Annotated in this window: 26 protein-coding genes; 21 read left to right on the top strand and 5 right to left on the bottom strand. The window is 26.4% G+C overall.

The annotated features are described in order from the left end of the window. The first annotated feature begins 5 nt into the window (after positions 1 to 5). Positions 6 to 1,796 carry an ABC transporter ATP-binding protein gene (locus tag ACEXNK_RS01470; protein WP_373600903.1) on the top strand — a complete coding sequence of 597 codons (1,791 nt, stop codon included), beginning with the start codon at positions 6 to 8 and terminating at the stop codon, positions 1,794 to 1,796. 45 nt (positions 1,797 to 1,841) lie between these two features. Here ACEXNK_RS01470 and ACEXNK_RS01465 read toward each other — a convergent pair whose 3' ends face one another. The 3 genes from ACEXNK_RS01465 to ACEXNK_RS01455 all read right to left on the bottom strand — a co-directional run bounded on the left by ACEXNK_RS01465 (position 1,842) and on the right by ACEXNK_RS01455 (position 4,773). Then, on the bottom strand, positions 1,842 to 2,405 hold the full coding sequence (locus ACEXNK_RS01465) for a manganese efflux pump MntP (RefSeq protein WP_373600904.1): 564 nt from the start codon (positions 2,403 to 2,405) through the stop codon (positions 1,842 to 1,844). 96 nt (positions 2,406 to 2,501) lie between these two features. After that, complete coding sequence (locus ACEXNK_RS01460; RefSeq protein ID WP_373600905.1) at positions 2,502 to 4,085, bottom strand: outer membrane protein assembly factor BamB family protein; 1,584 nt, start codon at positions 4,083 to 4,085, stop codon at positions 2,502 to 2,504. A gap of 184 nt (positions 4,086 to 4,269) precedes the next feature. Then, the gene (locus ACEXNK_RS01455; protein WP_373600906.1) at positions 4,270 to 4,773 is read right to left on the bottom strand and encodes a hypothetical protein; all 504 of its coding nucleotides are present in this window, start codon (positions 4,771 to 4,773) and stop codon (positions 4,270 to 4,272) included. A 271-nt stretch (positions 4,774 to 5,044) separates the two neighbouring features. On the opposite strand from ACEXNK_RS01455, the gene ACEXNK_RS01450 reads away from it, so the two are divergent. The 4 genes from ACEXNK_RS01450 (at position 5,045) to ACEXNK_RS01435 (ending at position 8,872) form a co-directional block, all read left to right on the top strand. Continuing rightward, positions 5,045 to 5,947, top strand: a complete 903-nt coding sequence (locus tag ACEXNK_RS01450; protein ID WP_373601555.1) for a DMT family transporter — start codon at positions 5,045 to 5,047, stop codon at positions 5,945 to 5,947. 209 nt (positions 5,948 to 6,156) lie between these two features. Continuing rightward, positions 6,157 to 7,068, top strand: a complete 912-nt coding sequence (locus ACEXNK_RS01445) for a nucleotidyltransferase family protein (protein WP_373600907.1) — start codon at positions 6,157 to 6,159, stop codon at positions 7,066 to 7,068. Between the two features lies 1 nt (position 7,069). Next, positions 7,070 to 8,179, top strand: coding sequence for a phosphotransferase (locus ACEXNK_RS01440; RefSeq protein WP_373600908.1), 1,110 nt, complete (start codon positions 7,070 to 7,072; stop codon positions 8,177 to 8,179). A 147-nt stretch (positions 8,180 to 8,326) separates the two neighbouring features. Next, on the top strand, positions 8,327 to 8,872 hold the full coding sequence (locus ACEXNK_RS01435; protein WP_373600909.1) for a flavodoxin domain-containing protein: 546 nt from the start codon (positions 8,327 to 8,329) through the stop codon (positions 8,870 to 8,872). Between the two features lie 35 nt (positions 8,873 to 8,907). On the opposite strand, the gene ACEXNK_RS01430 is transcribed toward ACEXNK_RS01435, so the two are convergent. Next, positions 8,908 to 9,702, bottom strand: a complete 795-nt coding sequence (locus ACEXNK_RS01430) for a M55 family metallopeptidase (protein ID WP_373600910.1) — start codon at positions 9,700 to 9,702, stop codon at positions 8,908 to 8,910. Between the two features lie 160 nt (positions 9,703 to 9,862). Between ACEXNK_RS01430 and alr the strand changes: the two genes are divergently transcribed. From alr to ACEXNK_RS01395, 7 genes are all read left to right on the top strand, one after another. Next, entirely contained in the window at positions 9,863 to 11,008 is a 1,146-nt protein-coding gene (alr, locus tag ACEXNK_RS01425) for an alanine racemase (protein WP_373600911.1), read from the top strand. Beyond that, a complete protein-coding gene (locus ACEXNK_RS01420; protein ID WP_373600912.1) occupies positions 11,005 to 11,934 on the top strand; it encodes a S66 peptidase family protein in 930 nt (309 codons plus the stop codon). The genes alr and ACEXNK_RS01420 overlap by 4 nt, the downstream gene beginning before the upstream one ends. Positions 11,935 to 12,078: 144 nt before the next feature. Then, on the top strand, positions 12,079 to 12,573 hold the full coding sequence (locus ACEXNK_RS01415; protein ID WP_373600913.1) for a MogA/MoaB family molybdenum cofactor biosynthesis protein: 495 nt from the start codon (positions 12,079 to 12,081) through the stop codon (positions 12,571 to 12,573). Then, positions 12,563 to 13,519 carry a GTP 3',8-cyclase MoaA gene (moaA, locus tag ACEXNK_RS01410; RefSeq protein WP_373600914.1) on the top strand — a complete coding sequence of 319 codons (957 nt, stop codon included), beginning with the start codon at positions 12,563 to 12,565 and terminating at the stop codon, positions 13,517 to 13,519. Before ACEXNK_RS01415 ends, moaA begins: the two co-directional genes overlap by 11 nt. A 1-nt stretch (position 13,520) precedes the next feature. Beyond that, positions 13,521 to 13,994, top strand: a complete 474-nt coding sequence (moaC, locus tag ACEXNK_RS01405) for a cyclic pyranopterin monophosphate synthase MoaC (protein WP_373600915.1) — start codon at positions 13,521 to 13,523, stop codon at positions 13,992 to 13,994. A gap of 162 nt (positions 13,995 to 14,156) precedes the next feature. After that, positions 14,157 to 15,326 (top strand): L-threonine dehydrogenase, encoded by a 1,170-nt coding sequence (gene yiaY, locus ACEXNK_RS01400; RefSeq protein ID WP_373600916.1) that lies wholly within the window; start codon positions 14,157 to 14,159, stop codon positions 15,324 to 15,326. A gap of 149 nt (positions 15,327 to 15,475) precedes the next feature. Then, positions 15,476 to 15,850 carry a rhodanese-like domain-containing protein gene (locus ACEXNK_RS01395; protein WP_373600917.1) on the top strand — a complete coding sequence of 125 codons (375 nt, stop codon included), beginning with the start codon at positions 15,476 to 15,478 and terminating at the stop codon, positions 15,848 to 15,850. Positions 15,851 to 15,888: 38 nt separating this feature from the next. Here the strand turns inward: ACEXNK_RS01395 and ACEXNK_RS01390 are convergent, their stop codons facing one another. Beyond that, a complete protein-coding gene (locus ACEXNK_RS01390; RefSeq protein WP_373600918.1) occupies positions 15,889 to 16,965 on the bottom strand; it encodes a M24 family metallopeptidase in 1,077 nt (358 codons plus the stop codon). A 245-nt stretch (positions 16,966 to 17,210) separates the two neighbouring features. Here ACEXNK_RS01390 and ACEXNK_RS01385 point away from each other — a divergent pair, with 245 nt between their 5' ends. The 9 genes from ACEXNK_RS01385 (at position 17,211) to ACEXNK_RS01345 (ending at position 25,132) form a co-directional block, all read left to right on the top strand. Beyond that, on the top strand, positions 17,211 to 17,801 hold the full coding sequence (locus ACEXNK_RS01385; protein WP_373600919.1) for a DUF3793 family protein: 591 nt from the start codon (positions 17,211 to 17,213) through the stop codon (positions 17,799 to 17,801). Between the two features lie 105 nt (positions 17,802 to 17,906). Next, complete coding sequence (locus ACEXNK_RS01380; RefSeq protein ID WP_373600920.1) at positions 17,907 to 18,707, top strand: Cof-type HAD-IIB family hydrolase; 801 nt, start codon at positions 17,907 to 17,909, stop codon at positions 18,705 to 18,707. 253 nt (positions 18,708 to 18,960) lie between these two features. After that, the gene (locus tag ACEXNK_RS01375) at positions 18,961 to 20,373 is read left to right on the top strand and encodes a YfcC family protein (protein ID WP_373600921.1); all 1,413 of its coding nucleotides are present in this window, start codon (positions 18,961 to 18,963) and stop codon (positions 20,371 to 20,373) included. A 126-nt stretch (positions 20,374 to 20,499) separates the two neighbouring features. Continuing rightward, positions 20,500 to 20,718, top strand: a complete 219-nt coding sequence (locus ACEXNK_RS01370; RefSeq protein ID WP_373600922.1) for a hypothetical protein — start codon at positions 20,500 to 20,502, stop codon at positions 20,716 to 20,718. Positions 20,719 to 20,858: 140 nt separating this feature from the next. Then, a complete protein-coding gene (locus ACEXNK_RS01365; protein WP_373600923.1) occupies positions 20,859 to 21,815 on the top strand; it encodes an alpha/beta fold hydrolase in 957 nt (318 codons plus the stop codon). Positions 21,816 to 21,983: 168 nt separating this feature from the next. Next, the gene (locus tag ACEXNK_RS01360) at positions 21,984 to 22,514 is read left to right on the top strand and encodes a hypothetical protein (protein ID WP_373600924.1); all 531 of its coding nucleotides are present in this window, start codon (positions 21,984 to 21,986) and stop codon (positions 22,512 to 22,514) included. Between the two features lie 22 nt (positions 22,515 to 22,536). Next, the gene (locus tag ACEXNK_RS01355; RefSeq protein ID WP_373600925.1) at positions 22,537 to 23,346 is read left to right on the top strand and encodes a hypothetical protein; all 810 of its coding nucleotides are present in this window, start codon (positions 22,537 to 22,539) and stop codon (positions 23,344 to 23,346) included. 71 nt (positions 23,347 to 23,417) lie between these two features. After that, positions 23,418 to 24,668, top strand: coding sequence for a nucleotide sugar dehydrogenase (locus ACEXNK_RS01350; RefSeq protein ID WP_373601529.1), 1,251 nt, complete (start codon positions 23,418 to 23,420; stop codon positions 24,666 to 24,668). Between the two features lie 170 nt (positions 24,669 to 24,838). Continuing rightward, positions 24,839 to 25,132 (top strand): hypothetical protein, encoded by a 294-nt coding sequence (locus ACEXNK_RS01345; protein ID WP_373601487.1) that lies wholly within the window; start codon positions 24,839 to 24,841, stop codon positions 25,130 to 25,132. Positions 25,133 to 25,287 lie beyond the last annotated feature (155 nt).

The raw sequence follows: 25,287 nt of genomic DNA, 5'->3' as shown, positions 1-25,287 counted from the left end.
TTTAAATGAAAAGTAAATTAGAATCTAGATTTGGGCCTAAGAAAAAACCAAAAAATTTAAAGAAAACTGTATTAAGATTAATACGCTATTTTAAAGAAGAAAAAAAAATACTAATTTTATTAAGTATAATGATTTTAATTAATAGCTTAATAATAGTATTTATACCTATATTAATTGGTAAAAGCATAGATATAATAGACTCATCAAGTAGCAACCTGTCTCAATTAAATATTATAATAATAATTTTATTAAGCTTATATATTATAGATGGTCTAGTTAATATATGTAAGGAATTTGTAGTGATTAATATATCTCAAAGAGTTATAAAAAATATAAGAATAGATATATTTAAGAAATTACAATTATTACCTATGTATTATTTTGATACTCATCATAAAGGAGATTTAATGAGCAGGATGACTAATGATATAGATAGTATAAGCAGTGGAGTATCAAGTTCTATGATACAGATAATAAGTGCTATAATAACCATTGTTGGGACTATAACAATGATGAGTATATTAAGTCTAGAACTAACTATAGTTAGCATAATAACAATGCCTTTAGTTATTTTGCTAAGTAAGTACATTGCCAATAGAAGTAAAGGGTATTTTAAAAAGCAGCAAATTAACTTGGGAATTTTAAATACACATATAGAAGAAAGTATAAATAATATAAATATAATAAAATCATTTAATTATGAGGATGAATGTATTGAAAAATTTTATAAAATAAATGATAAACTATTAGATAGTTCATTAAAAGCTCAAATATATAGTTCTTTACTTATGCCAATGATGAATGTAATTAGTAATATTGCATTCATATTAATATCTATATTAGGATCTTATCTGGCAATTGAAAATATTATAACGGTAGGAACAATAACAACATTCTTAAGTTATACAAAACAATTTACAAGACCTCTTAATGAACTTGCAAATCTATTTAATACATTTCAATTATCTATAGCAGGGTGTGAAAGAGTATTTGAAGTTATAGATGAAAATATAAAAGAAAATACTTCAATAAAATCAATAAAACCAATAGATATAAATGGAAATATAGAATTTGAAAATGTATATTTTAAATACGATGAAAATGATAAGTATGTATTAAACGGGATAAACTTTAAAATAAAAGAAGGTACTAGCAATGCTATAGTAGGAACTACCGGAAGTGGAAAAACAACTATTATAAACTTAATAAATAGCCTATATGATACGTATAGTGGGAAGATATTGATAGATGGTGAAGATATTAAAAAATATGATAAAAAAAATTTAAATGAATATATATCAGTAGTGTCTCAAGATATATACTTATTTAATGGAAGTATAATGGATAACATAAGATACTCTAAACTAGATGCGAGTGATAAAGAAGTTATAGAGTGTTGCAAATTGGTAAATATACATGGTTCTATAATTAAATTGAAAAATAAATATGATACTTATATATACGAGTGTGGAAATAGTTTAAGTGAAGGGCAAAAACAATTGATTAGTATAGCTAGAGCTATATTGAAAAACCCATCAATTTTAATATTAGATGAAGCTACTAGTAGTATAGATACTCATACAGAAAAGAGAGTTCAAGAGGCCATAAAAGTTGTGATGAAGGGTAGAACTAGTATAATAATAGCACATAGGCTTAGTACTATAAGGTATTGTGACAATATAATGGTTATAGATAAAGGAAAAGTAGTAGAGTATGGAACACATGAAGATTTAATAAAAAACAAAGGAATATACTATAAAAGTATAAAAAGTTTAAATATAGGAGACAATAATTAAAAGCTATTTAAATAAATTTATTTAAATAGCTTTTAATTTACTGAATCAAAAAAAATAGTTTATGAATCCTGTATGTTGATTAAAAATATTAAATCCGATTAATATAAGTAAAACTCCACCTATAAATTTAGCTAAATCCCCAAAGAATAAGCTTATCTTATTACCTAATGATACTCCTAAAAAACAAAGTAAAAAAGTTACAATACTTATGGATGTAACAATAGGAATTATAGGAATATTTAAAAAAGCAAAACTTACCCCAACAGCAAGTGCGTCTACACTAGTAGCTATTGACAAAATAAAAATATCTAAGTTATTTAGATTTGAGTTTTTAGAGTCAGTATCTTTTGAAAAAATCATTTGTAAACCTAAAAAACATAAAATTACTAATGCTACAATATGATCTATAGATTTTATATAATCAGAAAAATTAATACCAGCACTCCAACCAATAAGAGGCATTAATCCCTGAAATAGACCAAAAGAAAAGCTGATTTTAAATGCTAGCTTTAGGTCTATTTTACGTATGCTCATACCTTTAGAAAGAGAAACAGTAAATGCATCCATAGCTAATGCAAAAGAAGTCATAAGTATAAAAGTTAAATTCATATAAATCCTCCATGTTAATAGAAATAGAAAAATTTCAATATTAATATATATATAATATAAAGGAGAATTAGTACAAGTTTTAAGTTAAAAATTGATTTAATTTATATCTATTGAATATATAGTGTTATTTCTAGTTGCAACTACCAACTTATTATTAAATACAGCGGGAGAACTTTCTATATTTCCGTTTAATGTTATTGTATCTAAAATAGAACCATTAGAGGCATCTATTAAATGAAGATTCCCAGCAGAGTCGCCTTGAAGTATATATCCATTACCATTTTCATCGTATATATCAACAGGAGAAGACCACATATAATTATCTAAAATTAGTTCCCATTTAACATTACCTGTATTTTTATCAAGAGCTAAAATACCTCCTTTATTAAAACCCTTATACCTAGCTAGCGAAAATATAACTGTATCACTTAACTTATTTTTACCTATAATGTTGGTTGACATGAGACCTCCATTAACAGGTTTTTTACCTAATAATGACTCACAGGCAAATTCGTTTTCCCAAACTAATTCTCCAGTTACCCCATTAATTTTTTTGATTTTAACAAGACCAGAACTACCTTGGTGATCAACTTCATTTCCACAATAAATATAAGGAATATCATCAACAACATCTATTGTAAGTGTAGCATCTATATCATCTAAACCATCAAGATACCAAACAGGTTTTAATGTGTTTAAATCTATACATTGAATTATTCCGTTGTTATCTGCGAAATAAGCAAGGTTACCATAGGTAGCGATGGAATTTTCTATACCTAAACGTCCGTTAGAATTAGGAGAGGTATACTTATATTTATTGATTTCAGGATTTATAGAAATTATATTTGAATTAATATCATATTTAGAATTTAATTTAATTATATATAAAACTCCATTTTCTCCACCAATTATAATACTATCGCTTTCGGGGTTTACAATAGCACAAGAATCAAAAGCAGGCCAACCTCTATCCGCAAAAGAATCTTTGCCATCCAGTTCATATAATTTTTTCCCATCTATTAAACTATAAATATTAAAACCAACAGCAGAATTTTCATTTATTCCTTCACCTACATATAAAAGGGGAATTCCTCTTGGGTCTACACTGACACTACCTTTAATAGGATTTCCGACATTTATTTTTTCTCTACTTTCTTGACCTGTTTCAAGATCTATAAAATATATATTACCATCAAGTGATGCATATATAACTTCTGTAAAATTATCTTTGTATTTAAATGAATCTTTTATATTCATATTTTCCCTAAGTTGTTTTGGCCATTTTATTATAGCAGGTTGACCTGTCCAGCCGGCGCCGCCACCCCAAGAGCTGCTAGATGTAATAAACTCCCATGAATTTGATAATTTTTTTGATTTTAATGAGGTTTTTCCAAATGAAGGTGAGTTTCTAAGGTGATTACCTCTAAAAGTAGTAATTCCTTCTAGTGTTGTGTAATTATTTTGAAATAGTATGTTTTTTATATCTGAGTTTATTAAAGATAAACTAGGAAATAATGAATTGTCTAGGTAGGCTACTTCTAACGGTAGTACTTTTTTATGAATTTTAGATTCCTCAACTTTAGAACTTTGTTTAACTTCTTGTATTTTAGGGTTAATAGTATTGCATCCAACAACTAAAGTACAAGAAATAAGTAAAATAATAACAATATTTATTTTCATTATATTTATCCTCCTGATAAGACCTTGGATAAAATAATTCTAGGAGAGAAAAGGTATTTCCTTTTTAATATATTTTATAATATAAAACAAATTAGTATGAAAACATTCAATATATAGGTAATTAGACTAAAAAGTTTTTTCAAACTACAAAAAGTGCATATATTATATACATGCACTTTTAATATTATTTATTTAAGTCTTTTAGTTCTTTTTTTATTTCTTTATCCATTGCTTTTATTTCTTTTTCAGTTTCTTTTATTATTTTTTTTTCTTCTTTTTCTAATTCTTTATCTTCTTTTTTCATTTGATGCTTCAATTCTTTAGCGAATTTATGTTCTTCAGATTCTTCTTTTCTTATTTCTTTATCTATTTCTTTAGACTCTTCTTTACTTTCTTTTTCTAACTCTCTATCTTCTTTTTTCATTTGATGCTTTAATTCTTTAGCAAATTTATGTTCTTCAGATTCTTCTTTTCTTATTTCTTTATCTATTTCTTTAGCGTCTTCTTTGCTTTCTTTTTTTAATTCTTTATCTTCTTCCTTCATTTGGTGTTTTAATTCTTTAGCAAATTTATGTTCTTCATGTTCTTCTTTCTTATACTCTTTTCTACTTTCATGTTCATATTTTAAACCTTCTAAGTCTTTTTTTAACTCATCTTCTATATGTTTTACTTCTTCTTTAAATTTCATTGTAAACATCTCCCTAAAATATGTATATTATTTAATAAGTAGATATTATCACCACTCAAAAAGCTTGTAAATATATTTGCTTTTTCGTAGAATTTTTTATATTTTTTAAAATATTAGATAGGTCAAAAACATGAACAGTAAAAATATAAATATACTTAAGAATGAATATTTATATTTTTGTGAAAATTTAGGAAAATAAACATTACATAAAGTGTAGAAAAAAGAGATAATAAAGAATATAATATGATTGAATAAATAAAAGGGGGAGGGGATTGCTATAAAAAAGTATAGTGGAGAAATAGGGTTAATTTTAGTTTCATTAATCTGGGGGAGTGGATTTGTAGCTACTCAATTAGGATTATCACATGGACTTACACCATTTCAATTGATGACAGGTAGATTTTTTATAGGAGCTTTTTTACTAAATACTATATTTTTTAAAAAAGTTAAAAATGTAAATAAGGAAGATATTATTGCAGGGGTGATTTTAGGTATATTTTTATTTATTGCATTTTCTTTTCAAACATTTGGATTAAAGTATACAACATCATCAAAAAGCGCATTTTTAACAGCGGCCAATGTGGTTATGGTTCCATTTGTAGGATGTATTTTATATAAAAGAAAAATAGATAAAATAGGAATTATAAGTAGTTTGATTGCACTTATAGGTATTGGAATTATATCTTTGAAATCGGATTTTAGTATAAGTTTTGGAGATAGTTTAACTTTAGTTTGTGCTATAGGGTTTGCTATGCATATATTTTTTACAAGTGAATTTACTAAAAAGCATGATCCAGTAATACTTACATGTATTCAAATGACTACAGCTTTTATACTATCGGTGATACTTCAAATATTAGTTGGAGAAACTAATACACCAATAAATAATTCAACAGTTACATCTATAATATTTTTAGGTGTATTTAATACTACAATTTGTTTCCTAGGCCAGACTATATGTCAAACAAAGGTTGATGGAACTAAAACAGCTATATTATTATCAACAGAAGCTATATTTGGTATGATGTTTTCAGTTATAATAGCTAAAGAAGTAATAACATTAAGAATGATTTTAGGAAGTATATTGATATTTATGGCAATAATATGTGCAGAAACAAAACTATCATTTTTATTTAAATCAAAAGAAATACTTGAACTTAATGAAGTTGAATAAATTTTTATATAAATAAGTCATATTGAATATTTTGATATGACTTATTTTATTTTTAGATAAATTTAAATATTACGAAATTAAAATAAGAGATATATAAAATATAGGTAACAGAAAATAGAGAATATTAATATAATATTATAGATTATTTCGCTAGCATATAATATAATAACTTATATGTGGACAACGTTTTTATAGAGAGGGGAAGTATTATGACAAAACCCGCGTTAGTAGTTATGGCTGCAGGAATGGGTAGTAGATATGGGGGATTAAAACAAATAGATCCAATAGGACCAAATGGTGAAATTATAATAGAGTATTCTGTATATGATGCAATTAAAGCAGGATTTTCTAAAGTAGTATTTGTAATTAAGGAAGAACTTAAAGAAATATTCCGAGAAAAAATTGGTAAAAAAATAGAAAAAGTAATAGAAACTGAATATGTGTTTCAAGATATAAATTTTGGAATACCAAAAAACTTTTGCATACCTAAAGATAGAGTGAAACCTTGGGGAACTGGACATGCAATATATTGCTGTAAAAATATTATAGATGGACCTTTTGCCGTTATAAATGCTGATGATTTTTATGGACAAAGCACTTATAAATTAATTTATGATTATCTAATGAGTAATACAAATGAATATGATTACACAATGGTAGGATTTGTACTTGAAAACACATTGACAGAAAATGGAACTGTTGCAAGAGGAATATGTGAAATAGATAAGAATAGAAACTTAGTATCTATAACAGAAAGAACAAAAATTAAAAAAATTGGAAGTACAACTAAATATACAGAAGATGACAATTTATGGGTGAATATAAAAAAAGATAGTATTGTATCGATGAATATATGGGGATTTAAACCAACTATATTTGAAGAATTAGAAAATGAATTTAAGTTATTTTTAAACAATATAGATAAAGATGCTTTAAAATCAGAATTTTACATACCATCGGTTGTTGATAATATGATAAAGAAAAATAAGGCAAATGTTAAAGTATTAGTATCTAATGAGCAATGGTATGGAGTTACATACAAAGAAGACAAAGAAAATGTATGTAAAAATATAAGTAATTTAATGGGAAGGTTTTATCCAGATAAATTGTGGGAGGAATAATATGTCTAAGGTCTATGATTTTAAAAATATAGTTGATAAATTTAATTTTGAAGGGGAATTTATAGAGGCTCAAAGTCATATATGTGGTCATATAAATGACACATATATATTAACTTTTAAAAAAGAAAATAAAGAAGAAATTAAGTATATATTACAAAAAATAAATACAAATATTTTTCAAAATCCTGATGAACTTATGGATAATATAGAAAATGTAACTAATCATATAAAAGTAAAAGTTAAAAGTGAAGATGGAGATATATTTAGAGAAACTTTAAATATAATAAAAACTAAAGACAATAAAAATTACTATAGAACCAAAGATAATGATTGTTTTAGAGCATTTATATATATAACAAATGCTAAAACGTATCAAATGGTTGAAGAACCTATACACATGTACAAGTGTGGTAAAGCATTAGGAAAATTCCAAAAACAATTAGCAGATTTTGAAGTTAAGAAACTATATGAAACAATAAAGGATTTTCATAATACTAAGAAAAGATATGAAGATTTTTTAGGTGTGATAGAAGAAGATCCGCATAAAAGAGTAGATGCAGTTAAAGAAGACATTGATTTTGTTCTAAAAAGAAAAAATGATTGTGAGGTTTTAGTTAATCTTATTTACTCTGGAGATATACCTTTGAGAGTTACTCATAATGATACGAAGTTTAATAATATAATGATAGATGAAGAAACTGATGAAGCTATAGCTGTAATTGATTTAGATACAGTTATGCCAGGGTTAACAGCATATGATTTTGGAGACTCTATACGTTCGGGAGCTACTACAGCTTTAGAAGATGAAACTGATTTAAGTAAGGTTAGATTTGATATTAATTTATATGAAAACTTTGTAAAAGGATTTTTAGAAGAAACTAAAGATTCTTTAAATAAAATTGAAATTGATAATCTTGCATTTGGAGCTAAACTTATGACTTTTGAGTGTGGAATGAGATTTTTAATGGATTATATAAATGGGGATGTATACTTCAAAATACAAAGAGAAAATCATAATTTAGATAGGGCTAGAAATCAATTTAAATTAGTTAGAGATATGGAAGAAAAAATGGATGAAATGAAAGATATAGTAATAAAATACTCAAAATAAAAATAAAAGGAAAAGGACTATTATAAAGAGATAGTCCTTTTCCTTTTATTTTATATTAAATCAGAGTTAAAATAAAGGAAAATTAAGAGATAAGTCATATAAATATATAGTATAAATAAAAATAATTTTTATTATAGAGGTGTTTAGATGAGTAAAAAAATTGCAGTTATATATAAAACCAAGTATGGTTGTACAAAAAAATATGCAGGATGGATAACTTTAAAATTAGATGCTGATTTATATGAAGTAACAGATATAAGACCAAAGCATTTACTTGAATATGACACTATAATATTTGGGGGAGGAATATATAGAGGTAAAATTAATGGAATAAAATTCATAATAGATAATTATGAAAAAATTAAAGATAAAGAATTATATATTTTTACTGTAGGAATGGAAGCTATAAATGAAGAAAGAAGGATTAATTTAATAAAAAATAACTTTTATGAATTAGAAAAAAACAATTTTAAAATATACAACTTACAGGGTGAGTTTGAATATAAATCACTTAATCTGGTTGATAAAATTATGATGAAAACACTTAAAAAATATATAGAAAATAAGAATAAATCAGATTTTACACAAGAGGATATAAATATATTAAAAGGTTTTGAAGAAAAGGTAGATTTATCTGATAAAAAATCTATAAAAGAGATGATAGATGATATAATTAGAGAAAAGAGTTATTAAGGATAATATTAAAAATATTATCCTTAATAACTTAGTTATATAAATAAAAACATTCTCAAAAACTCATAGTAGTCATTGGTTTTAAAGAAGATTGTTTGATTGTTTATAAGTTTGACATTAGGATAAAAATAAGCTTTATAAGCATCTTTGTGGTTTTTGAATTTGATTTCTATATTGAATGAATTAGGAAGTTTAATTAGATGCCTTGAAATATCTCCTGATAGTGCTTGCTTAACTCCATTTCTTATATTTTTTATAGCTGTATTTGGATGTATAGATATAGAAGCATCTCCTATACCTTTAGATACTGGTACAGCTACTATATTAGGGTTTAATTTTTTAGCATTTTCACAAAGCATTTCATCGCCACTTAAAAATGCTACAGGTACGTTATAATAAGCACTAGTATAAGCATTTATTAAAAATTCAGTTGCAATTTCTTCATTTATTTTAATATAATCATACTTCGTACTCATAGTATGTGACAATGGATTTCCGGATTCAGAACTTCCACTATGGTAGCCTACAAAGAGTGTTGCATCAAAATTTTCTGTTAATCCAGACATCATTATTAGTGGGTTATTAGTCCAACCTCTTAATAAATGCGTATTTTCAGGAAGTAAAGATGGATTAATATTTCTAGCACTATCATGAGAATCTTTGACCAATATATATTCACAATTACAATCATTAGAACCTTCGCAAGCTGAACATACTTCTTTAGACATTTGATTTCTATGATATTGTCCACAAGTTGATTCTAGATTAGTTTCATCCCAATTAACAATTCCGCATGTACCTTCGATATCAGCACTTATATATACTTTCATTATATACCTCCATAATATAGTAGATTATATTAATTAACATATAAAGTTAACTAAATTTATATATCTTCATATATATAGATATAGTTATTTAAATTTTAAAATATACATACTAATTACTATAAAGATAAATAGTAATAAATAAATACAAAAGGAGAAGTATATGAATTTATTAAGACCTACCTATATTGAGGTGAATTTAGATAATATAAATTATAATATAAAAGAGATAAAAAAGTTTATATCAGACAAAACAAAATTAGCTATAGTAGTTAAAGGGGATGCATATGGGCATGGAGCTGTTGAAATATGCAAAAATATAAATAAAAATATTGTAAACTATATATGTGTAGCTACATTAAGTGAAGCATTAGAGATTAGAAATAACGATATAGATATACCTATTCTAGTTATGGGGTACATACCTGATCAACACTTAAAAATTGCTATAAAAAATAATATAACTATAACTATATTTTCTATAAAACAGGCGCAAATAATAGATGATATTTCTAAAGAGTTAAAAATTATAGGTAAAGTTCATATAAAGGTAGATACAGGAATGAATAGAATTGGATTTAAGGTAGATAATGAAACAATAGATAAACTAAAATACATAATAAACTTAAAAAATTTATATATAGAAGGTATTTTTTCACACTTAGCACTTAAAAATGAAAAATCTGATTATGAGCAATTTAATAAGTTTAAAACAATAGTTGAAGAAATAGAGAAGTTTAAAAAAATACAGATTAAACATATATGCGATAGTATAGGTATGGTAGCTTATAAAAATTTTCATTTAGATATGGTTAGAGTAGGTGCTAGCATATATGGTTATAATAGTAGACCATCAAATTTAAAATTAAAAGAAGCTATAACATTCAAGTCTAAAATTATACAGGTTAAGAATATCCTAAAAGGAGAAGGTATAGGATATGACTACTCATATGTTGCTTTAAATGATATGACTATAGGTATTTTACCTTGTGGATATGCAGATGGGATTCCAAGGATATTATCAAATAGAGGATATGCTTTTATAGATAATAAAAGATGTAATATCATTGGAAAAATATGCATGGATCAAATGGTGATTGATATAAGTAATTTACAAAAGGAAGATTATGAAAAGGATGTTATCTTATATGGAGAAAAAGGTCCTAATATTTTAGAGGTTGCAAGCTTGTGTGATACTAATAGAAATGAGATATTAAGTTCAGTATCAAGAAGATTAGATAGAGTATATATAAAAAATAGTAAAGTAATTAAATCTTTAAACTATATAATGGGAGGGAATGAGATATGATATTTCCGAAAAAATTAAATAAGGGTGATACGATAGGGATAATTGCACCATCTAGTCCGTATAAACCTAAAAGCAAGGAATCTTTGAAAGATGAACTTGAAAATGTAAAAAAAACAATTGAAAGTTTTGGATACAAAGTAAAAATGGGAGAAACTTGTTACTTAAGTCATAAAGGATATTTAGCAGGTGAAGATGAAATTAGAGCAAAAGATATAGAATTAATGTTTAAAGATAAAGAAGTAGATGGAATTTTATGCTTAAGAGGAGGATATGGAACGCCACGAATACTTGATAAAATTAATTATAATATTATAAAAGATAATCCTAAGGTATTTATAGGATATTCAGATATAACAGCACTACACATTGCGTTTAATCAATATTGCAATTTGGTAACTTATCATGGTATTATGGCTTCGACATCACCATATTGGGATGAATTTACTTATAGGTCTTTTATGGATATGATAGATATGGATGAAAAATTAATAATAGAAAATCCAACTAATGAAGAATTGTACACATTGGTTGAAGGTTACGCAGAAGGGAAGCTAATAGGTGGGAACTTGTCATTAATAGCAAGCACTATAGGAACAGATTATGAGATAGATGTGAAAAATAAAATTTTATTTATAGAAGAAGTAGGGGAAAATATATATAGACTGGATAGGATGTTAACGCAACTTGAATTAGCAGGTAAATTTAAAGATTGTAAAGGAATTATATTTGGAGATTTTGAAGATTGTAACAAAGAAAAAGAAGATGATTATGAGTTATATGATTTATTACTAGATAGAGTTGAAAAATATAAAAAACCTTGCTTATACAATCTTCAATCGGGGCATTGTAAACCTATGATAAGCATTCCTCTAGGCGTACTATGTAAACTTGACGCTACTAATAAAAAAATAATGCTAACAAAATAATATTAAAATAAAAAAACATTCGTATTTAATGATAGAAAAGTATTATATATGGATGTTTTTTTGATATAATAATCGTGATATTACTATCTAATAGCATTGAAATATGATAGAATTAGACAAAGATATTGTTTGAGGGGTGAACGTATGTATAATGTGGCAATAGTAACTTTAAGTGATAAAGGGGCTAATGGATTAAGAAAAGATATTACAGGACAAAAATTAACAGATTTTATAAATAATAAAGACGAATATGGAGTTAAATACTACAATATGATTCCTGATGATAAAGATATATTAAAAGAAGAGCTTGTAAAACTTTGCAATGGTGGTATTGATTTGGTACTTACTAATGGAGGTACAGGATTTTCAAAAAGAGATATAACACCAGAAGCTACAAAAGAAGTTATAGAAAGAGAGATTCCAGGGATTAGTGAGTATATAAGGATGCAATCTTGTGATATAACAAAAAGAGCTATATTAAGTAGAGGGGTTAGTGGAATAAGAAAAAATACTGTGATAATAAATTTACCAGGAAGTCCTAAGGGAGCGGTAGAAAGTATAGAGTTTGTTATAGATACAATAGGTCATGGTATAGATATATTAAAAGGTGAAGCAATGGAGTGTGCAAATGATAGATAAGTATAATAGAGAAATAGATTATTTAAGGATTTCTCTTACAGATAAATGTAATTTAAAATGTATTTATTGTATGCCGAATAATACAGTAGATAATAATTATATTAATGATAATTTAACACTAAATAACTATAAGTTTATCATAAAACAACTTTCAAAATTAGGAATAAAAAAAGTAAGGTTTACAGGTGGAGAGCCACTGATATCACCGTATTTAGATGATATTATAGAATATACAAAAAATGAATGTGAAATAAGTGATATATGTATTACGACTAATGCAATAGGGCTGATGGATAGAATCGAAAATTTAAAGGAAAAAGGGTTAAAAAAAGTTAATATCAGTATAGATTCTTTAGATAAGTATAAATATAAAAAAATAACTAGATGTGGAGACTTAGAGCAAGTAATAAAATCAATTAACAAATGTATAGATATAGGAATTAAAGTTAAAATAAATTGCGTTTTAATAAAAGGGTTAAATGATAATGAAATATACGACTTTATAGAATTAACTAAAGAAAATTCTATAGATGTAAGGTTTATAGAATTAATGCCTCTGGGAGAAGGTCTTGATATATTTGAAAAAGGATACATTAATGTACAAGAAAATTTGAAGCAAATACATGGACTAAAATCTATAAAAAATGAAGATAAAAGTGTAGCAGCATATTATAAGATAGATAATTATAAAGGTAGAGTAGGTATGATAACTCCTATGAGTTGCTCTTTTTGTAGTAATTGTAATAGGATAAGAATTACATCAAATGGAAATTTAAAACTTTGTTTACACTCAAGGGAGGAGTTAAACATAAAGCCGTATTTAAATGACAAAGATGAATTTTTAGAAGTAATGAAAAAACATATATATGTAAAACCAGAAAAACATAAACTGATTGAAAATAAAAAAAGTGATACGACAAGAAAAATGTACCAAATAGGAGGATAATATGCTTACACATATAAATGATAAGGGTTATGCTAAGATGGTTGACATAAGTGACAAGATAGATACAACTAGAAAAGCTATAGCAACATGTAAAATATACTTAAGTAGTGAAACTATAAACAGGATTAAAAATGGTGGTATAAAAAAAGGAGATGTTTTGTCTGTAGCACAAGTGGCTGGAATTATGGGAGCTAAAAACACATCTATGAATATACCCATGTGTCATCAAATAAACTTAGTTGGATGCGATTTAGAGTTTGATATAAATGAAGTGGAAAACTACATACAAATATATTCAACTACTAAGTGTATAGGAAAAACTGGAGTAGAGATGGAAGCGCTAAGTAGTGTATCAATAGCAGCGTTGACTATATATGATATGTGTAAGGCTATTGACAAGTCAATGATTATAGGTGATATAAGATTACTAGAAAAAACAGGTGGAAAATCAGGAGATTATAAAATTGAAGAATAAAAAAGGATACGGTGTATAAGTTTTTACACTGTATCTTTTTTATTATGAAATTTATAAAATTGTATATACATGTGGGATAAATTGGTATATAATAAAGGTATGTTAAATAAAAAACAAACAAAAATTTGACTATTAATACATAATATCAAGGGGGTAATTTATATGAGTTACGCATTTTTTATGCCAAATATAAGTTTAATGGGACCAGGATGTGTTAAAAATATAGCAGAGGAAATAAAGTCTAGAGGACTAAAAAAAGCTTTAATAGTTTGTGGAAAAAGATCTTCTAAAAGTGAAGAATTTAAAGGGGTAACAGATCTTTTAGAAGAAAATAATATAGAATTTATAGTTTATGCAGGATCTCAACCAAATCCAACTGTAACAAATGTTATGGATGGGGTAGAGATATTAAAAGAAAATGAATGTGATTTTGTTATATCATATGGAGGAGGGTCTCCACATGACTGTGCAAAAGGAATAGCTTTAGTTGCAACAAATGGTGGAAATATAAAGGATTATGAAGGAATAAATAAATCTTCAAAACCTCAACTACCTTTAATATCAATAAATACAACAGCTGGAACAGCATCTGAGATGACAATCTTCTCTATAATAACAGATGAAGAAAGACATGTTAAGATGGCTATAGTTGATAAAAATGTAACACCTATACTTGCAGTAAATGATCCAGAATTAATGGTTAGTATGCCAAAATCTTTAACTGCAGCAACTGGAATGGACGCATTAACTCATGCAGTAGAAGCTTATGTATCTACAGCTGCTACACCAGTTACTGATGCATGTGCACAAAAAGCTATAGAACTTATAAATGATAGCTTAAGAGATGCTGTAGAAGATGGTAATAATATGGAAGCAAGAGATATGATGGCCTATGCTGAGTATTTAGCTGGTATGGCATTTAACTCAGCTTCACTTGGATATGTTCATGCTATAGCTCATCAACTTGGAGGCTTCTATGATTTACCACATGGAGTATGTAATGCTATACTTCTTCCAGAGGTACAAGTATTTAACTCTAAGGTATGTAGCAATAAGTTAAAAGATATAGCTAAGTTTATGGGTGTAGATACTAAAAATATGAGTGATGAAGAAGGGGCTAAAGCTTGTATAGATGCTATAAGAAAATTATCTTCTGATATAGGTATACCAGCAGGACTTAAAGAGCTAGGTGTAAAAGAAAAAGATTTTGATACACTAGCTGATAATGCACTTAAAGATGCTTGTGGACTTACAAATCCTATAAAAGCAACACACCAAGATGTAAAAGATATATTAACAAGAGCAATGGATGTAGAACTTGTAAATGCATAGTTTGAATTATATATAAAAGACTAGATGTATATTCTAGTCTTTTTTTACATTAATGTATAAATAAAGTTTAACTATGTATAAAATGAAGGTATAATATAAATTAATTTTAGTAAGAGGAGGAATTATTTATATTTACACTAGATAAATTTATGAATTTGTTATTTAAAAAATATTTAATTGACTTCAAGGATATATCTAATGAAGTAACCATAGATGTTAGGACTAAAGAAGAATATCTTAAAAATGGTAGGTTAGATTACAATATAGAAATAATAACTAAAAGAGAGCATGAGTTTTTACATAAACATTTATTTTGGGCAGAGGTAGTTATATTATATGGAATGATTAAAAATTTAAAATATATAAAAAGTCAGTTGATTAATTTATCTGTCAATAAAGAACGACCTGTGGTTATAGGGTGCTCAAAGGGAAGATTAAGAAGTCCTACAATGTGGATTTATGCTAAGATGCTTGGAATAGATGCGAAAGTTTTAAGAGGTGGAATAATTAGTATAAAAATATAAAAAGATGGTAATTTAAAATTACCATCTTTTTCTTGTATTTATCCTACTATACAAAGTTCTTTATCATGTTTATTTAAAACTTCATGTCCATCTTTAGTTACTAAAACTAAGTCTTCTATTCTAACTCCAAACTCACCTGGTAAATATATACCTGGTTCAACTGAGAATATCATTCCTTCTTCAACACAATCAGTATTAACAGAAGAAACATCTCCCATATCATGACACTCAAGACCTATAGAGTGCCCTGTTCTATGAGTGAAATATTTACCATAACCTTTTTCAGTTATATAATCTCTAGCAGCTGCATCTATATCGCAGAATCTAACGCCTGGCTTAACTAAAGCTATAGCTCTCTTGTTAGCTTCAAGTACTATTTCAAATACTTCTTTAGCTTTCTCTGGAGCTTCTTTATAGAATACTGTTCTAGTCATATCAGAGCAGTAGTGATCTTTTACACAACCTATATCAAGAATTAATGCATCTCCAACATTAACTTTTCTATCTCCAGGAGTTCCATGAGGGTCTGCACCAGTAGGCCCAAATCCTATTATTGGAGAGAATGAGAAACCATCAGCTCCTAAATCTTCGTATATACCAGATAATTTATTAGCAAGTTGCTTTTCTGTTAACTCAGCAGATACTAATTTTTTTAGTCTGTTCATAGCTTCATCATTTAAAGCAGAAGCTTTTCTCATTAAATCCTTTTCCTCTTCATCCTTAGAAGATCTTAGAGTATCTACTATATAAGATGAATTAACAAATTTACATTCTTTACATAAATCCATTAAAGCTAATAAGAATTTAGCTGGCCAGTTTTTATCAACACCTATAGTTCCAGTTTTTTCTATATTATTAGAAACGATTTCAACAGAGTTTTGAGTATCGTTAAACCAAACCATTTCAACACCTAGATCTTCAGTTACAGGGAATAGTTCGTTTATAAACATTTTATGATTTCCATTTACATTTAAGTATAAAGCCAATAATCTTTCCCCTGGATGTATCATTTTACCTGTTAAATAGAATATTGCATAAGGATCACTAACTAACATTTGATCTATGTTATCTGATCTCATCTTATCAAGAACTGTATTTAGTCTTTCTATTTTCATAATTTCATCTCCCTTTTAATTTCATAATATATTTAAGTCAATTTTAACATAAAGTGACAGAAAATGTAATATATTTTAGTGAAACTAAAAATAAATAGAAATTTATCAAAAACGTAAAAAATTTGCTTTTTTTATTAAGTATAAATTAATTGTAAAAGATATTGAAAATCATTATCAAAATTGATATAATAACATAAAATGAATATAAATGAAATTCATTTTCAAATTCAAGGAGGATCTTTAAAATGAAAAAATGTAATTATTCATGTAAAAATAATATAAATTCATCATATATAAAGTGGCTATTGGAAGCTTTAGGGCCGGTTATTTTAGGATCAAAGCCATGTGAGATATTAAATATATCATCGAAGGACTCAAATAGACATAAAAAGATAAAGGATATAAAAGATTTTTTTAATGGATGTTCTAAATTGTCATATGAAATTATAAAACTAGACGATGGATCTACAAGAGTATTATTTATAAATGAAGAAGCATTAAAGCAAACATTAGATAATAAAAAATGTATTAACTTTTTAAAATATCTAGGGTATCCAAAAGAATATGAACTAGATGTTTATATAAAAAAGCTTATAGAGAAATTACAAACTAAAGATTTTCCTCATGAGATAGGGATATTTTTAGGATACCCTCTAAAAGATGTATTAGGATTTATGGGGTATGGAAACTATACATTAAGTAAGATAAAATACTGGAAAATTTATGGAGATACAGATATTTCAGATAAGGTATATAATAAATTTTTAGAGCATAGAGAAAAAATGAGATATATGATAGAACTTAACACACTAGAACATATAAAAGCTGTTGTTTAGAAAGAATATAAAAGCTATTAATTTATATGGAAAGAAAAAGGGTATAATAACTTAATGTAGAATATGTAATATAAAATAATAAATTGACGACTATTAGGAGGAATTATGGCTTATAAATTAATAGTAACAGACATGGATGGAACATTATTAAATGAAGAACATGAGATAAGTAGTTTTAATAAACTCACATTAAAAAAAGCAGCTGATAAAGGAATTGAAATAGCGATAGCAACTGGAAGAATATATGAATCGGCTATTAAATATGCAAGAGAATTAGGGATAAACACACCTATGATATGCTGTAATGGTGCATTAATAAAAGAAGAAAACGGAAATATAATATATGAAGAACCAATAAATCATAAACAATGTGAAGAAATAATAAGTATATTAGAAAAGCATAAAATATACTATCAATGCTTTACTGACAATACAATATTCACTCCATACATAAATGAGTGGCTTAAAAAATATCAAATGCAAGAAGATTTGAATATAACAATAATAGAAAGCAAGGATATTAAAAATCAAATAAAAGGAAAAAATATACTTAAGTTTTTGATAATAGAAGAAAACTTAGATTTGCTAGAAGAATTAAGAAAAGAATTAAAGCTTATAGAAGATATAGAATTAACTAAATCTTTTTTTAATAATATCGAGATTATGAAAAAAGGGATAAATAAAGGTAGTGCAGTAGAAAGTTTAGGAAAATACCTAGGAATAGATAAAAGCGAAATAATAACCTTTGGAGATAATCACAATGATTTAACTATGATAACCTATGCAGGAATGGGCGTTGCTATGGGAAATGCAGAAGATATAGTTAAAGAAAATTCAAATTATATAACTTGTAAAAATACAGAAAATGGAGTTGCTAAAGCTTTAGAAAATCTTTTAAATATATAATTAAGTAAAAACATAGATATAAATATATCTATGTTTTTTAATTTTTATAACTATAATAAAGCTATTATAGTTATAAAAATAGTGGAATTATTAATTAGTTAAAAAAATTATAATATAATTAAACATAATCTGCTATAATTTTAGTGGGAACAAGTATTGATAGAAAAGAATATGACGCAATGTAATGACATAAATTTATCAATCTACTAAACCAAAATTATTTAAAATATTAGGTATTATAGGGAGATGAATTATGAGTAGAGCAAATGCTTTAGAAAAAAAGAGTAAGAAGAAAATTAAAATACCACACACATTCACGATAATATTTTCTCTTATAATTGTTATGGCAGGGTTAACGTGGATAATACCTAGTGGTGAATTCCAAAGAGAAGAAATTGATGGAAGAAGTGTAGTTATACCAGGAACGTATCAGCAGGTAGATGCGAATCCTCAAGGAATAGATGATATATTCAAAGCACCGATTAATGGTTTTATAGATGCAGCTGAAGTAGTTGGATTTGTAATTTTAGTTGGAGGAGCATTTGGAATAGTAAATAAAACAGGGGCAATAGAAGCTGGTATAGGTCATACTATATCAAAAATGAAAAGTCTGCAGTTTTTAATTATACCAATATGTATGATTTTATTTGGACTTGGAGGAACAACCTTTGGGATGAGTGAGGAGACACTTCCATTTTATATGATATTTATACCTCTTATGGTAAGTATAGGGTATGATTCTTTAACTGGAATGGCAGTTGTTTTTGTTGGAGCAGCAACAGGAACAGCGGCGTCAACTATAAATCCATTTTCAGTTGGGATAGCACAAGCATTAGCTAATATTGCTCCAGGATCAGGGATAGGATATAGAAGTATAATATTTTTAGTATTGATGACTATATCTATAACATTTGTAATGTTATATGCAAATAAGATTAAGAAAAATCCAGAAAAATCTATAGTATATGAGTTAGATAAAAAAAATAGAGAACATTTTGTTATGGATGACTCAGGAATAAAAAAATTTACAGTAAGAGAAATGTTAGTTTTAATTGTATTTGTAGTTGGTATGGCAACGATGGTATATGGAGTAGTAGTTAAAGGTTGGTATATACCTGAAATATGTATGATATTTTGTATAATAGGTATATTCTCAGGTATTTTTGGTGGATTAAAACAAGATGAAATTGTAGAATCTTTCATAGAAGGAGCTAAAGATTTAATAGCAGCAGGATTAGCGATAGCGCTAGCACGTGGGATAGTTATAATTGCGCAAAATGGACATATAATTGACAGTATTTTAAATTCAGCAGCACAATCTTTAAGTGGTCTTCCTAAGAGTATATTTATAACTCTTACTTTCTTACTTGAAAGTTTATTAACATTTTTAATACCATCATCATCTGGGCTAGCATCACTTACAATACCAGTGCTAGCACCACTTGGAGATCTAGTTAATGTTTCAGCTCAAGAAATTGTAACTTCATTCCAATTTGGATCAGGGTTTACAAATTTTATTACTCCTACATCTGGAGTTTTAATGGGGGCATTAACTGTAGCTAGAATTCCTTGGGACAAATGGGTTAGATTTATAGCTCCGTTGTTAGCTATATTAGTTTTAACAGGAATAACTTTTTTAATAATCGGATTAAAAATTGGATTTTAGTTTTAAATAAGGAGTTTTAAACTCCTTATTTTTATGCCATAAAAACTATTTAGTAATTTATAAGAATTTAATTTATTTAAATTAAGCATAATAGTAAAGAATATATTTAGGAAAGGAAGAACTATAATGACAAATAAGAAAAAACAAAATCTTAGAAAAGTTGAAATTTATAATCAAACAAAAGAGGAAATAGCAACTGAGTTAGGAATAAATGGATGTGAAAATACTGAAATAAATGCTAAAATGGCATCTCAAGGTGAATCAAAATACAGTAAAAAAACTATGAATAGAAAAAGCCATATAAAAAATGGAAAAGAAAACTATAGAGGTAGAATGGATATTTAGTATAAAAATAAGAACTGTATAATTAATTATACAGTTCTTATTTTTATACTAAAGTAAGTTAGCTTATAAAATATATAAATGATATAATAATCTTAAAATATATAAAATTTGAAATGTTAGATGATTTTAATGGAGGAGTTATGATAAAAACTAATTTTGTGTTTGAAGGAGAGGAACAACATACAATACATGTATATAAATATGAACCTGAAAATAAAAATAATATAGTAGGAATCGTTCAAATTTCACATGGTATGTCTGAAGAAGCAAATAGATATGAAAGGTTTGCGACATTTTTAAATAATAATGGATATATAGTTTATATAAATGATCATAGAGGGCATGGGAATAGTGCGAAATCAATTGATCATATAGGTAAATTAGCAAACAAAGATAGTATTAACTGTATAGTAAAAGATTTATATAAATTAACATGTATAATAAAAGAAGAAAATAAAGATTTACCGATAATTTTATTTAGTCATAGTATGGGATCTTTTGCATCTCAAAAGTATATTATGGAATATGGTAGTGAAATAGATGGAGTGATTCTATCTGGTACTAATGGAATGCATGGGATAGAAATTGATTTAGGGTTAATAGTAGCTAAGTTTATGTGCAAATTAAAGGGAAGAGATAAAAAAGCATACTTAATTGATAAGTTAGTATTTGGTGGATTTAACAAAAAGTTTAAACCAAATAAAACAGAATTTGACTGGCTAAGTAGAGATGAAAAAGAAGTGAAAAAGTATGTAGATAATGAAAAATGCGGAGTTGTTTTTAGTAATGGGTATTTTTATGATTTATTTAATTTATTCAAAGAAATACGTAATATAAATAATATAGAGAAGGTAGACAAAAACTTGCCTATATATATTTTTGCAGGGGATAAAGACCCAGTTGGAAAATTTGGTAAAGGTATAAAAAAATTATATGAAAATTATAAAAAAGTGGGTATAAAAGATGTAGAGTTTAAGCTTTACAGAGATGGAAGGCATGAAATGCTAAATGAAATTAATAATCAAGAAGTAATGAAAGATACGTTGAAATGGATGAATAAAAAATCTATAAAAGCATTAGAATATGACAGAATTTAAAAGTTGAATTAATCGTTATATGTCAAATAAAAAGAGATTGTAATATTACAATCTCTTTTTATTTATAAAAAAACACAAATATTGTAAACAAAAAACTGTTCTAATGCATACATATGAATAAGGGGAAAATACCCCTTGTATTAATAAAAGGATATAGGAGGAGTATATATGGCTTTAACATGCAACCAAATGGCTGAGTTGGATTTTTCGGCTACATTTACTGTACCAAAGGAATTTGAATATATAGATGGAAATAATTTTTCAATAGCTATATCTACAGAAAATTTAATGGTTTATAAAAATATCGTTGAAGAAACAATACCAAGTGCAGATGTAATTTGTGGTAAAACTATAACTGATTTGAAGTTAAAAATAGCTCAAGTAAATGTTTCAGGATACATTTATTTTAGAGTTGCTGTGGATGGACTACAATCAGATGAATTAATAATAGATCCAAGTATACCTAATGTTACAATTCAAACTGCATGGTCTAGTGCAGATGGATTAGTATCTGTTAAAGATGTAGATGGAAATAACTATATGACTATAGCTTATATACCTGTAGATCAAGAGTTAACACCTATGCCAATAAAAGTTTATTTACAAGATATTGAATTAGGAAATGAGAGTAAAGATCCCCAGTCAGATAACAAAACAGTTAGGATTGATGGGAAATTCAAATTAGTTTACATGCCATAAAGGCATAAGGAGAGATGCTTTAATGGAAGAAAAAAGAGGTATATTGAAGTTTTTAAAAAAACTTATAAAAAAAGAAATGAAAAGTAGTATGGAAGATGAAAGTACTGATATAGATAAAAAACTAGATGAAAGTATAGAAATACAAAGTATAGAGGTATTAGATTTAAAAGACACTATAGAAAATGAAATAACACAAAGTGATTTAATTGAAAATAATTATATACAAGAAGAAAATGATGAAGATGAAATTAACGAACTTGAAAATTTAGAAGAGTTATATAAAGTAGATAGTCATGGTGACAATTTAAATTTTGAGAGGGTGACTAGTAATATGATTGGTATAAAAAATATAGGGCAATCTCCATGCGATATAACTAATAATTTAAAACAAGCTATATTAAAAGTTGAGAAAAAATTAATAAATAAAGAACAATTAGAAAGAATAGGTATTATTGTAAACCTAGGTCATATAGATAATTATGAAGTTCTAGATGTAGCATTTAAATATAATCATGAAATACAAAACCCATGTGGAGAAGGAACAGTATTAGGTGAGGCTTTATTAAAGGCAGTGGTACTTGTAGGAGCGGTTAGCTATTCATGGATATTATATGATACTATAACTAATGAAATTGTATATGATGGAATGCAAGATTCTGTAACAGCTTATTCTGTATATGATATAGTTAAATTTGAAGAAGATGTAAGACCAAAAAATGTAACAGCAAAATTTACTCCAGCTAAACTGACTAAAGTTGATGTTATTGATGATGAAAATTTAGATTTTTATATATTTAAAGTAAGTGGAACAGTTGATATAGTAGGTGTATAGATTTTCCAAAGGTAGCCAAAAGGCTGCCTTTTTATAACTGAAAAATAATGGTATAGGTAGGGAGATAAGCTTTGATTAGTAAAATATGCATATTAGGAATTGGATATATAGGATTACCCACAGCAGCACTGTTCGCTAAAAGTGGACATGAAGTTATAGGCGTAGATATAAAACAAGAAGTAGTAGATGAGTTAAACAAAGGAAATATAATTATTGAAGAACCAAATTTAAAAGAACTTATAAAAGATATGGTTATAAAAAAACAGCTAAGGGGAAGCATGTCACCTTGTGAAGCAGATGTGTTTATAGTTGCAGTTCCAACACCTATAGACAAGTCAAAAAAATCAGATTTAAGCTATGTAATGAATGCTTTACATTCAATAATTCCATATCTTAGAAAAGGAAATTTATTAGTTTTAGAATCTACGTCCCCTATAGGAACAACTAGTGAAATTATAAAACCTATGTTAGAAAATGCAGGTTTTATAGTTGGTGAAGATATATATTTAGGCTATTGTCCAGAAAGGGTAATACCTGGAGATATATTAAATGAATTAGAAAGTAATGATAGATTGGTTGGAGGGATAAATAAAATTAGTGCTAAAAAGATAAAAGATTTATATTCACATCTTGTTAAAGGAAATATTTATATAACGGATACAAAGACTGCAGAAATATGTAAACTTATGGAAAATACTTATCGAGATGTAAATATAGCTCTAGCTAATGAATTGGCTATAATTTGCAATGAGGTAGGAGTGAATGTATGGGATGTAATAAAATTTTGCAATAAACATCCTAGAGTAAATATACATTATCCAGGACCTGGTGTTGGAGGACATTGTTTAGCAGTTGACCCATGGTTTGTAGTAGAGAAAGTTCCTGATAAAGCTAATTTAATAAAGACTTCAAGAAATATAAATGATTGTATGCCTAGTTATATTTTTAAAAGAATAGAAGATATATTAAAAAATAAACAAAATAATAAAATAGTAACTATATTAGGGATGACATATAAAGCAAATATAGATGATATAAGAGAAAGTCCTATAGTCAAGCTTATTGATATATTAAAATGTAATTTATATAATGTAAGGGTATATGATCCGAATGTTAGAAATTGTGAATATTTATATAAAGAGTTGGTAAATGCTTGTGAAAATAGTGATTTAATTATAATAGGTGTAGACCATGATATATTTAAATATATAAATTTTTCCATATTAAAAAAAGTTATGAATAATAATGCTATTTTAGATACTAGAAATTTTATAAATAAAGAAGATATAAAACGATATGGATTTGAATACTACTCAATATAAAATTATAAAGCAATTGAAGGAATATATAATTATTATATCTTCAATTGCTTTTTTTATAAAATAAGTTATATATAATTTATAGTCTATATATTAAAAAATACTTTTTTATGTTAAAATATATACATGGAAGTAGTTTTATAATTACACTTTTTTGGGGGGAAATGGGAAAATTGAGAACTAGAAAATGCCATAAATGTAAATATACATTAAAAAGTAAAAATTTTGTTCAATTAAAAGATGGAAAACCTATATGTGAAATGTACAAATCAGGAATACCAGATGAGATTTTTTTTAAAGGCAAATATTGCAAAAAATTTGAACTAGCGAATAAATATAACATAGTAGAAATGGTAAGTAATGTAGTAAAAAAAGTGAAAAATAGAAAGATAGAAGAGACTACTTCACAAAAACATGATGATAATAAAAAAAGTAAAGTAATTTCTATAAATAAAGAGGTTAAATAATATTAAAATTTGAATAACTTTAAGCTTCTGCGAATTTCAATTTGTAGGAGCTTTTTATATTTGGGAAATTATAAATATATTTAAAAGAATAATTGCTGTCAAGAGATAATTATAAATGTAAAAAAATGGTATATCTAATAGAAGTATACAAAAAA

The organism is Paraclostridium bifermentans (assembly GCF_964259345.1).
GTDB classification, from domain to species: Bacteria; Bacillota; Clostridia; order Peptostreptococcales; family Peptostreptococcaceae; genus Paraclostridium; species Paraclostridium bifermentans_B.
The sequence above is the reverse complement of the archived record's forward strand: the minus strand, read 5'-3'. Positions and strand labels throughout refer to the sequence as shown.

Excerpts from the sequence above, each read along its gene's own strand:
- ACEXNK_RS01470 (WP_373600903.1), top strand. The coding sequence starts at position 6 with ATGAAAAGTAAATTAGAATCTAGATTTGGGCCTAAGAAAAAACCAAAA.
- ACEXNK_RS01465 (WP_373600904.1), bottom strand. The coding sequence starts at position 2,405 with ATGAATTTAACTTTTATACTTATGACTTCTTTTGCATTAGCTATGGAT.
- ACEXNK_RS01460 (WP_373600905.1), bottom strand. The coding sequence starts at position 4,085 with ATGAAAATAAATATTGTTATTATTTTACTTATTTCTTGTACTTTAGTT.
- ACEXNK_RS01455 (WP_373600906.1), bottom strand. The coding sequence starts at position 4,773 with ATGAAATTTAAAGAAGAAGTAAAACATATAGAAGATGAGTTAAAAAAA.
- ACEXNK_RS01445 (WP_373600907.1), top strand. The coding sequence starts at position 6,157 with ATGACAAAACCCGCGTTAGTAGTTATGGCTGCAGGAATGGGTAGTAGA.
- ACEXNK_RS01440 (WP_373600908.1), top strand. The coding sequence starts at position 7,070 with ATGTCTAAGGTCTATGATTTTAAAAATATAGTTGATAAATTTAATTTT.
- ACEXNK_RS01435 (WP_373600909.1), top strand. The coding sequence starts at position 8,327 with ATGAGTAAAAAAATTGCAGTTATATATAAAACCAAGTATGGTTGTACA.
- ACEXNK_RS01430 (WP_373600910.1), bottom strand. The coding sequence starts at position 9,702 with ATGAAAGTATATATAAGTGCTGATATCGAAGGTACATGCGGAATTGTT.
- alr (WP_373600911.1), top strand. The coding sequence starts at position 9,863 with ATGAATTTATTAAGACCTACCTATATTGAGGTGAATTTAGATAATATA.
- ACEXNK_RS01420 (WP_373600912.1), top strand. The coding sequence starts at position 11,005 with ATGATATTTCCGAAAAAATTAAATAAGGGTGATACGATAGGGATAATT.
- ACEXNK_RS01415 (WP_373600913.1), top strand. The coding sequence starts at position 12,079 with ATGTATAATGTGGCAATAGTAACTTTAAGTGATAAAGGGGCTAATGGA.
- moaA (WP_373600914.1), top strand. The coding sequence starts at position 12,563 with ATGATAGATAAGTATAATAGAGAAATAGATTATTTAAGGATTTCTCTT.
- moaC (WP_373600915.1), top strand. The coding sequence starts at position 13,521 with ATGCTTACACATATAAATGATAAGGGTTATGCTAAGATGGTTGACATA.
- yiaY (WP_373600916.1), top strand. The coding sequence starts at position 14,157 with ATGAGTTACGCATTTTTTATGCCAAATATAAGTTTAATGGGACCAGGA.
- ACEXNK_RS01395 (WP_373600917.1), top strand. The coding sequence starts at position 15,476 with ATGAATTTGTTATTTAAAAAATATTTAATTGACTTCAAGGATATATCT.
- ACEXNK_RS01390 (WP_373600918.1), bottom strand. The coding sequence starts at position 16,965 with ATGAAAATAGAAAGACTAAATACAGTTCTTGATAAGATGAGATCAGAT.
- ACEXNK_RS01385 (WP_373600919.1), top strand. The coding sequence starts at position 17,211 with ATGAAAAAATGTAATTATTCATGTAAAAATAATATAAATTCATCATAT.
- ACEXNK_RS01380 (WP_373600920.1), top strand. The coding sequence starts at position 17,907 with ATGGCTTATAAATTAATAGTAACAGACATGGATGGAACATTATTAAAT.
- ACEXNK_RS01375 (WP_373600921.1), top strand. The coding sequence starts at position 18,961 with ATGAGTAGAGCAAATGCTTTAGAAAAAAAGAGTAAGAAGAAAATTAAA.
- ACEXNK_RS01370 (WP_373600922.1), top strand. The coding sequence starts at position 20,500 with ATGACAAATAAGAAAAAACAAAATCTTAGAAAAGTTGAAATTTATAAT.
- ACEXNK_RS01365 (WP_373600923.1), top strand. The coding sequence starts at position 20,859 with ATGATAAAAACTAATTTTGTGTTTGAAGGAGAGGAACAACATACAATA.
- ACEXNK_RS01360 (WP_373600924.1), top strand. The coding sequence starts at position 21,984 with ATGGCTTTAACATGCAACCAAATGGCTGAGTTGGATTTTTCGGCTACA.
- ACEXNK_RS01355 (WP_373600925.1), top strand. The coding sequence starts at position 22,537 with ATGGAAGAAAAAAGAGGTATATTGAAGTTTTTAAAAAAACTTATAAAA.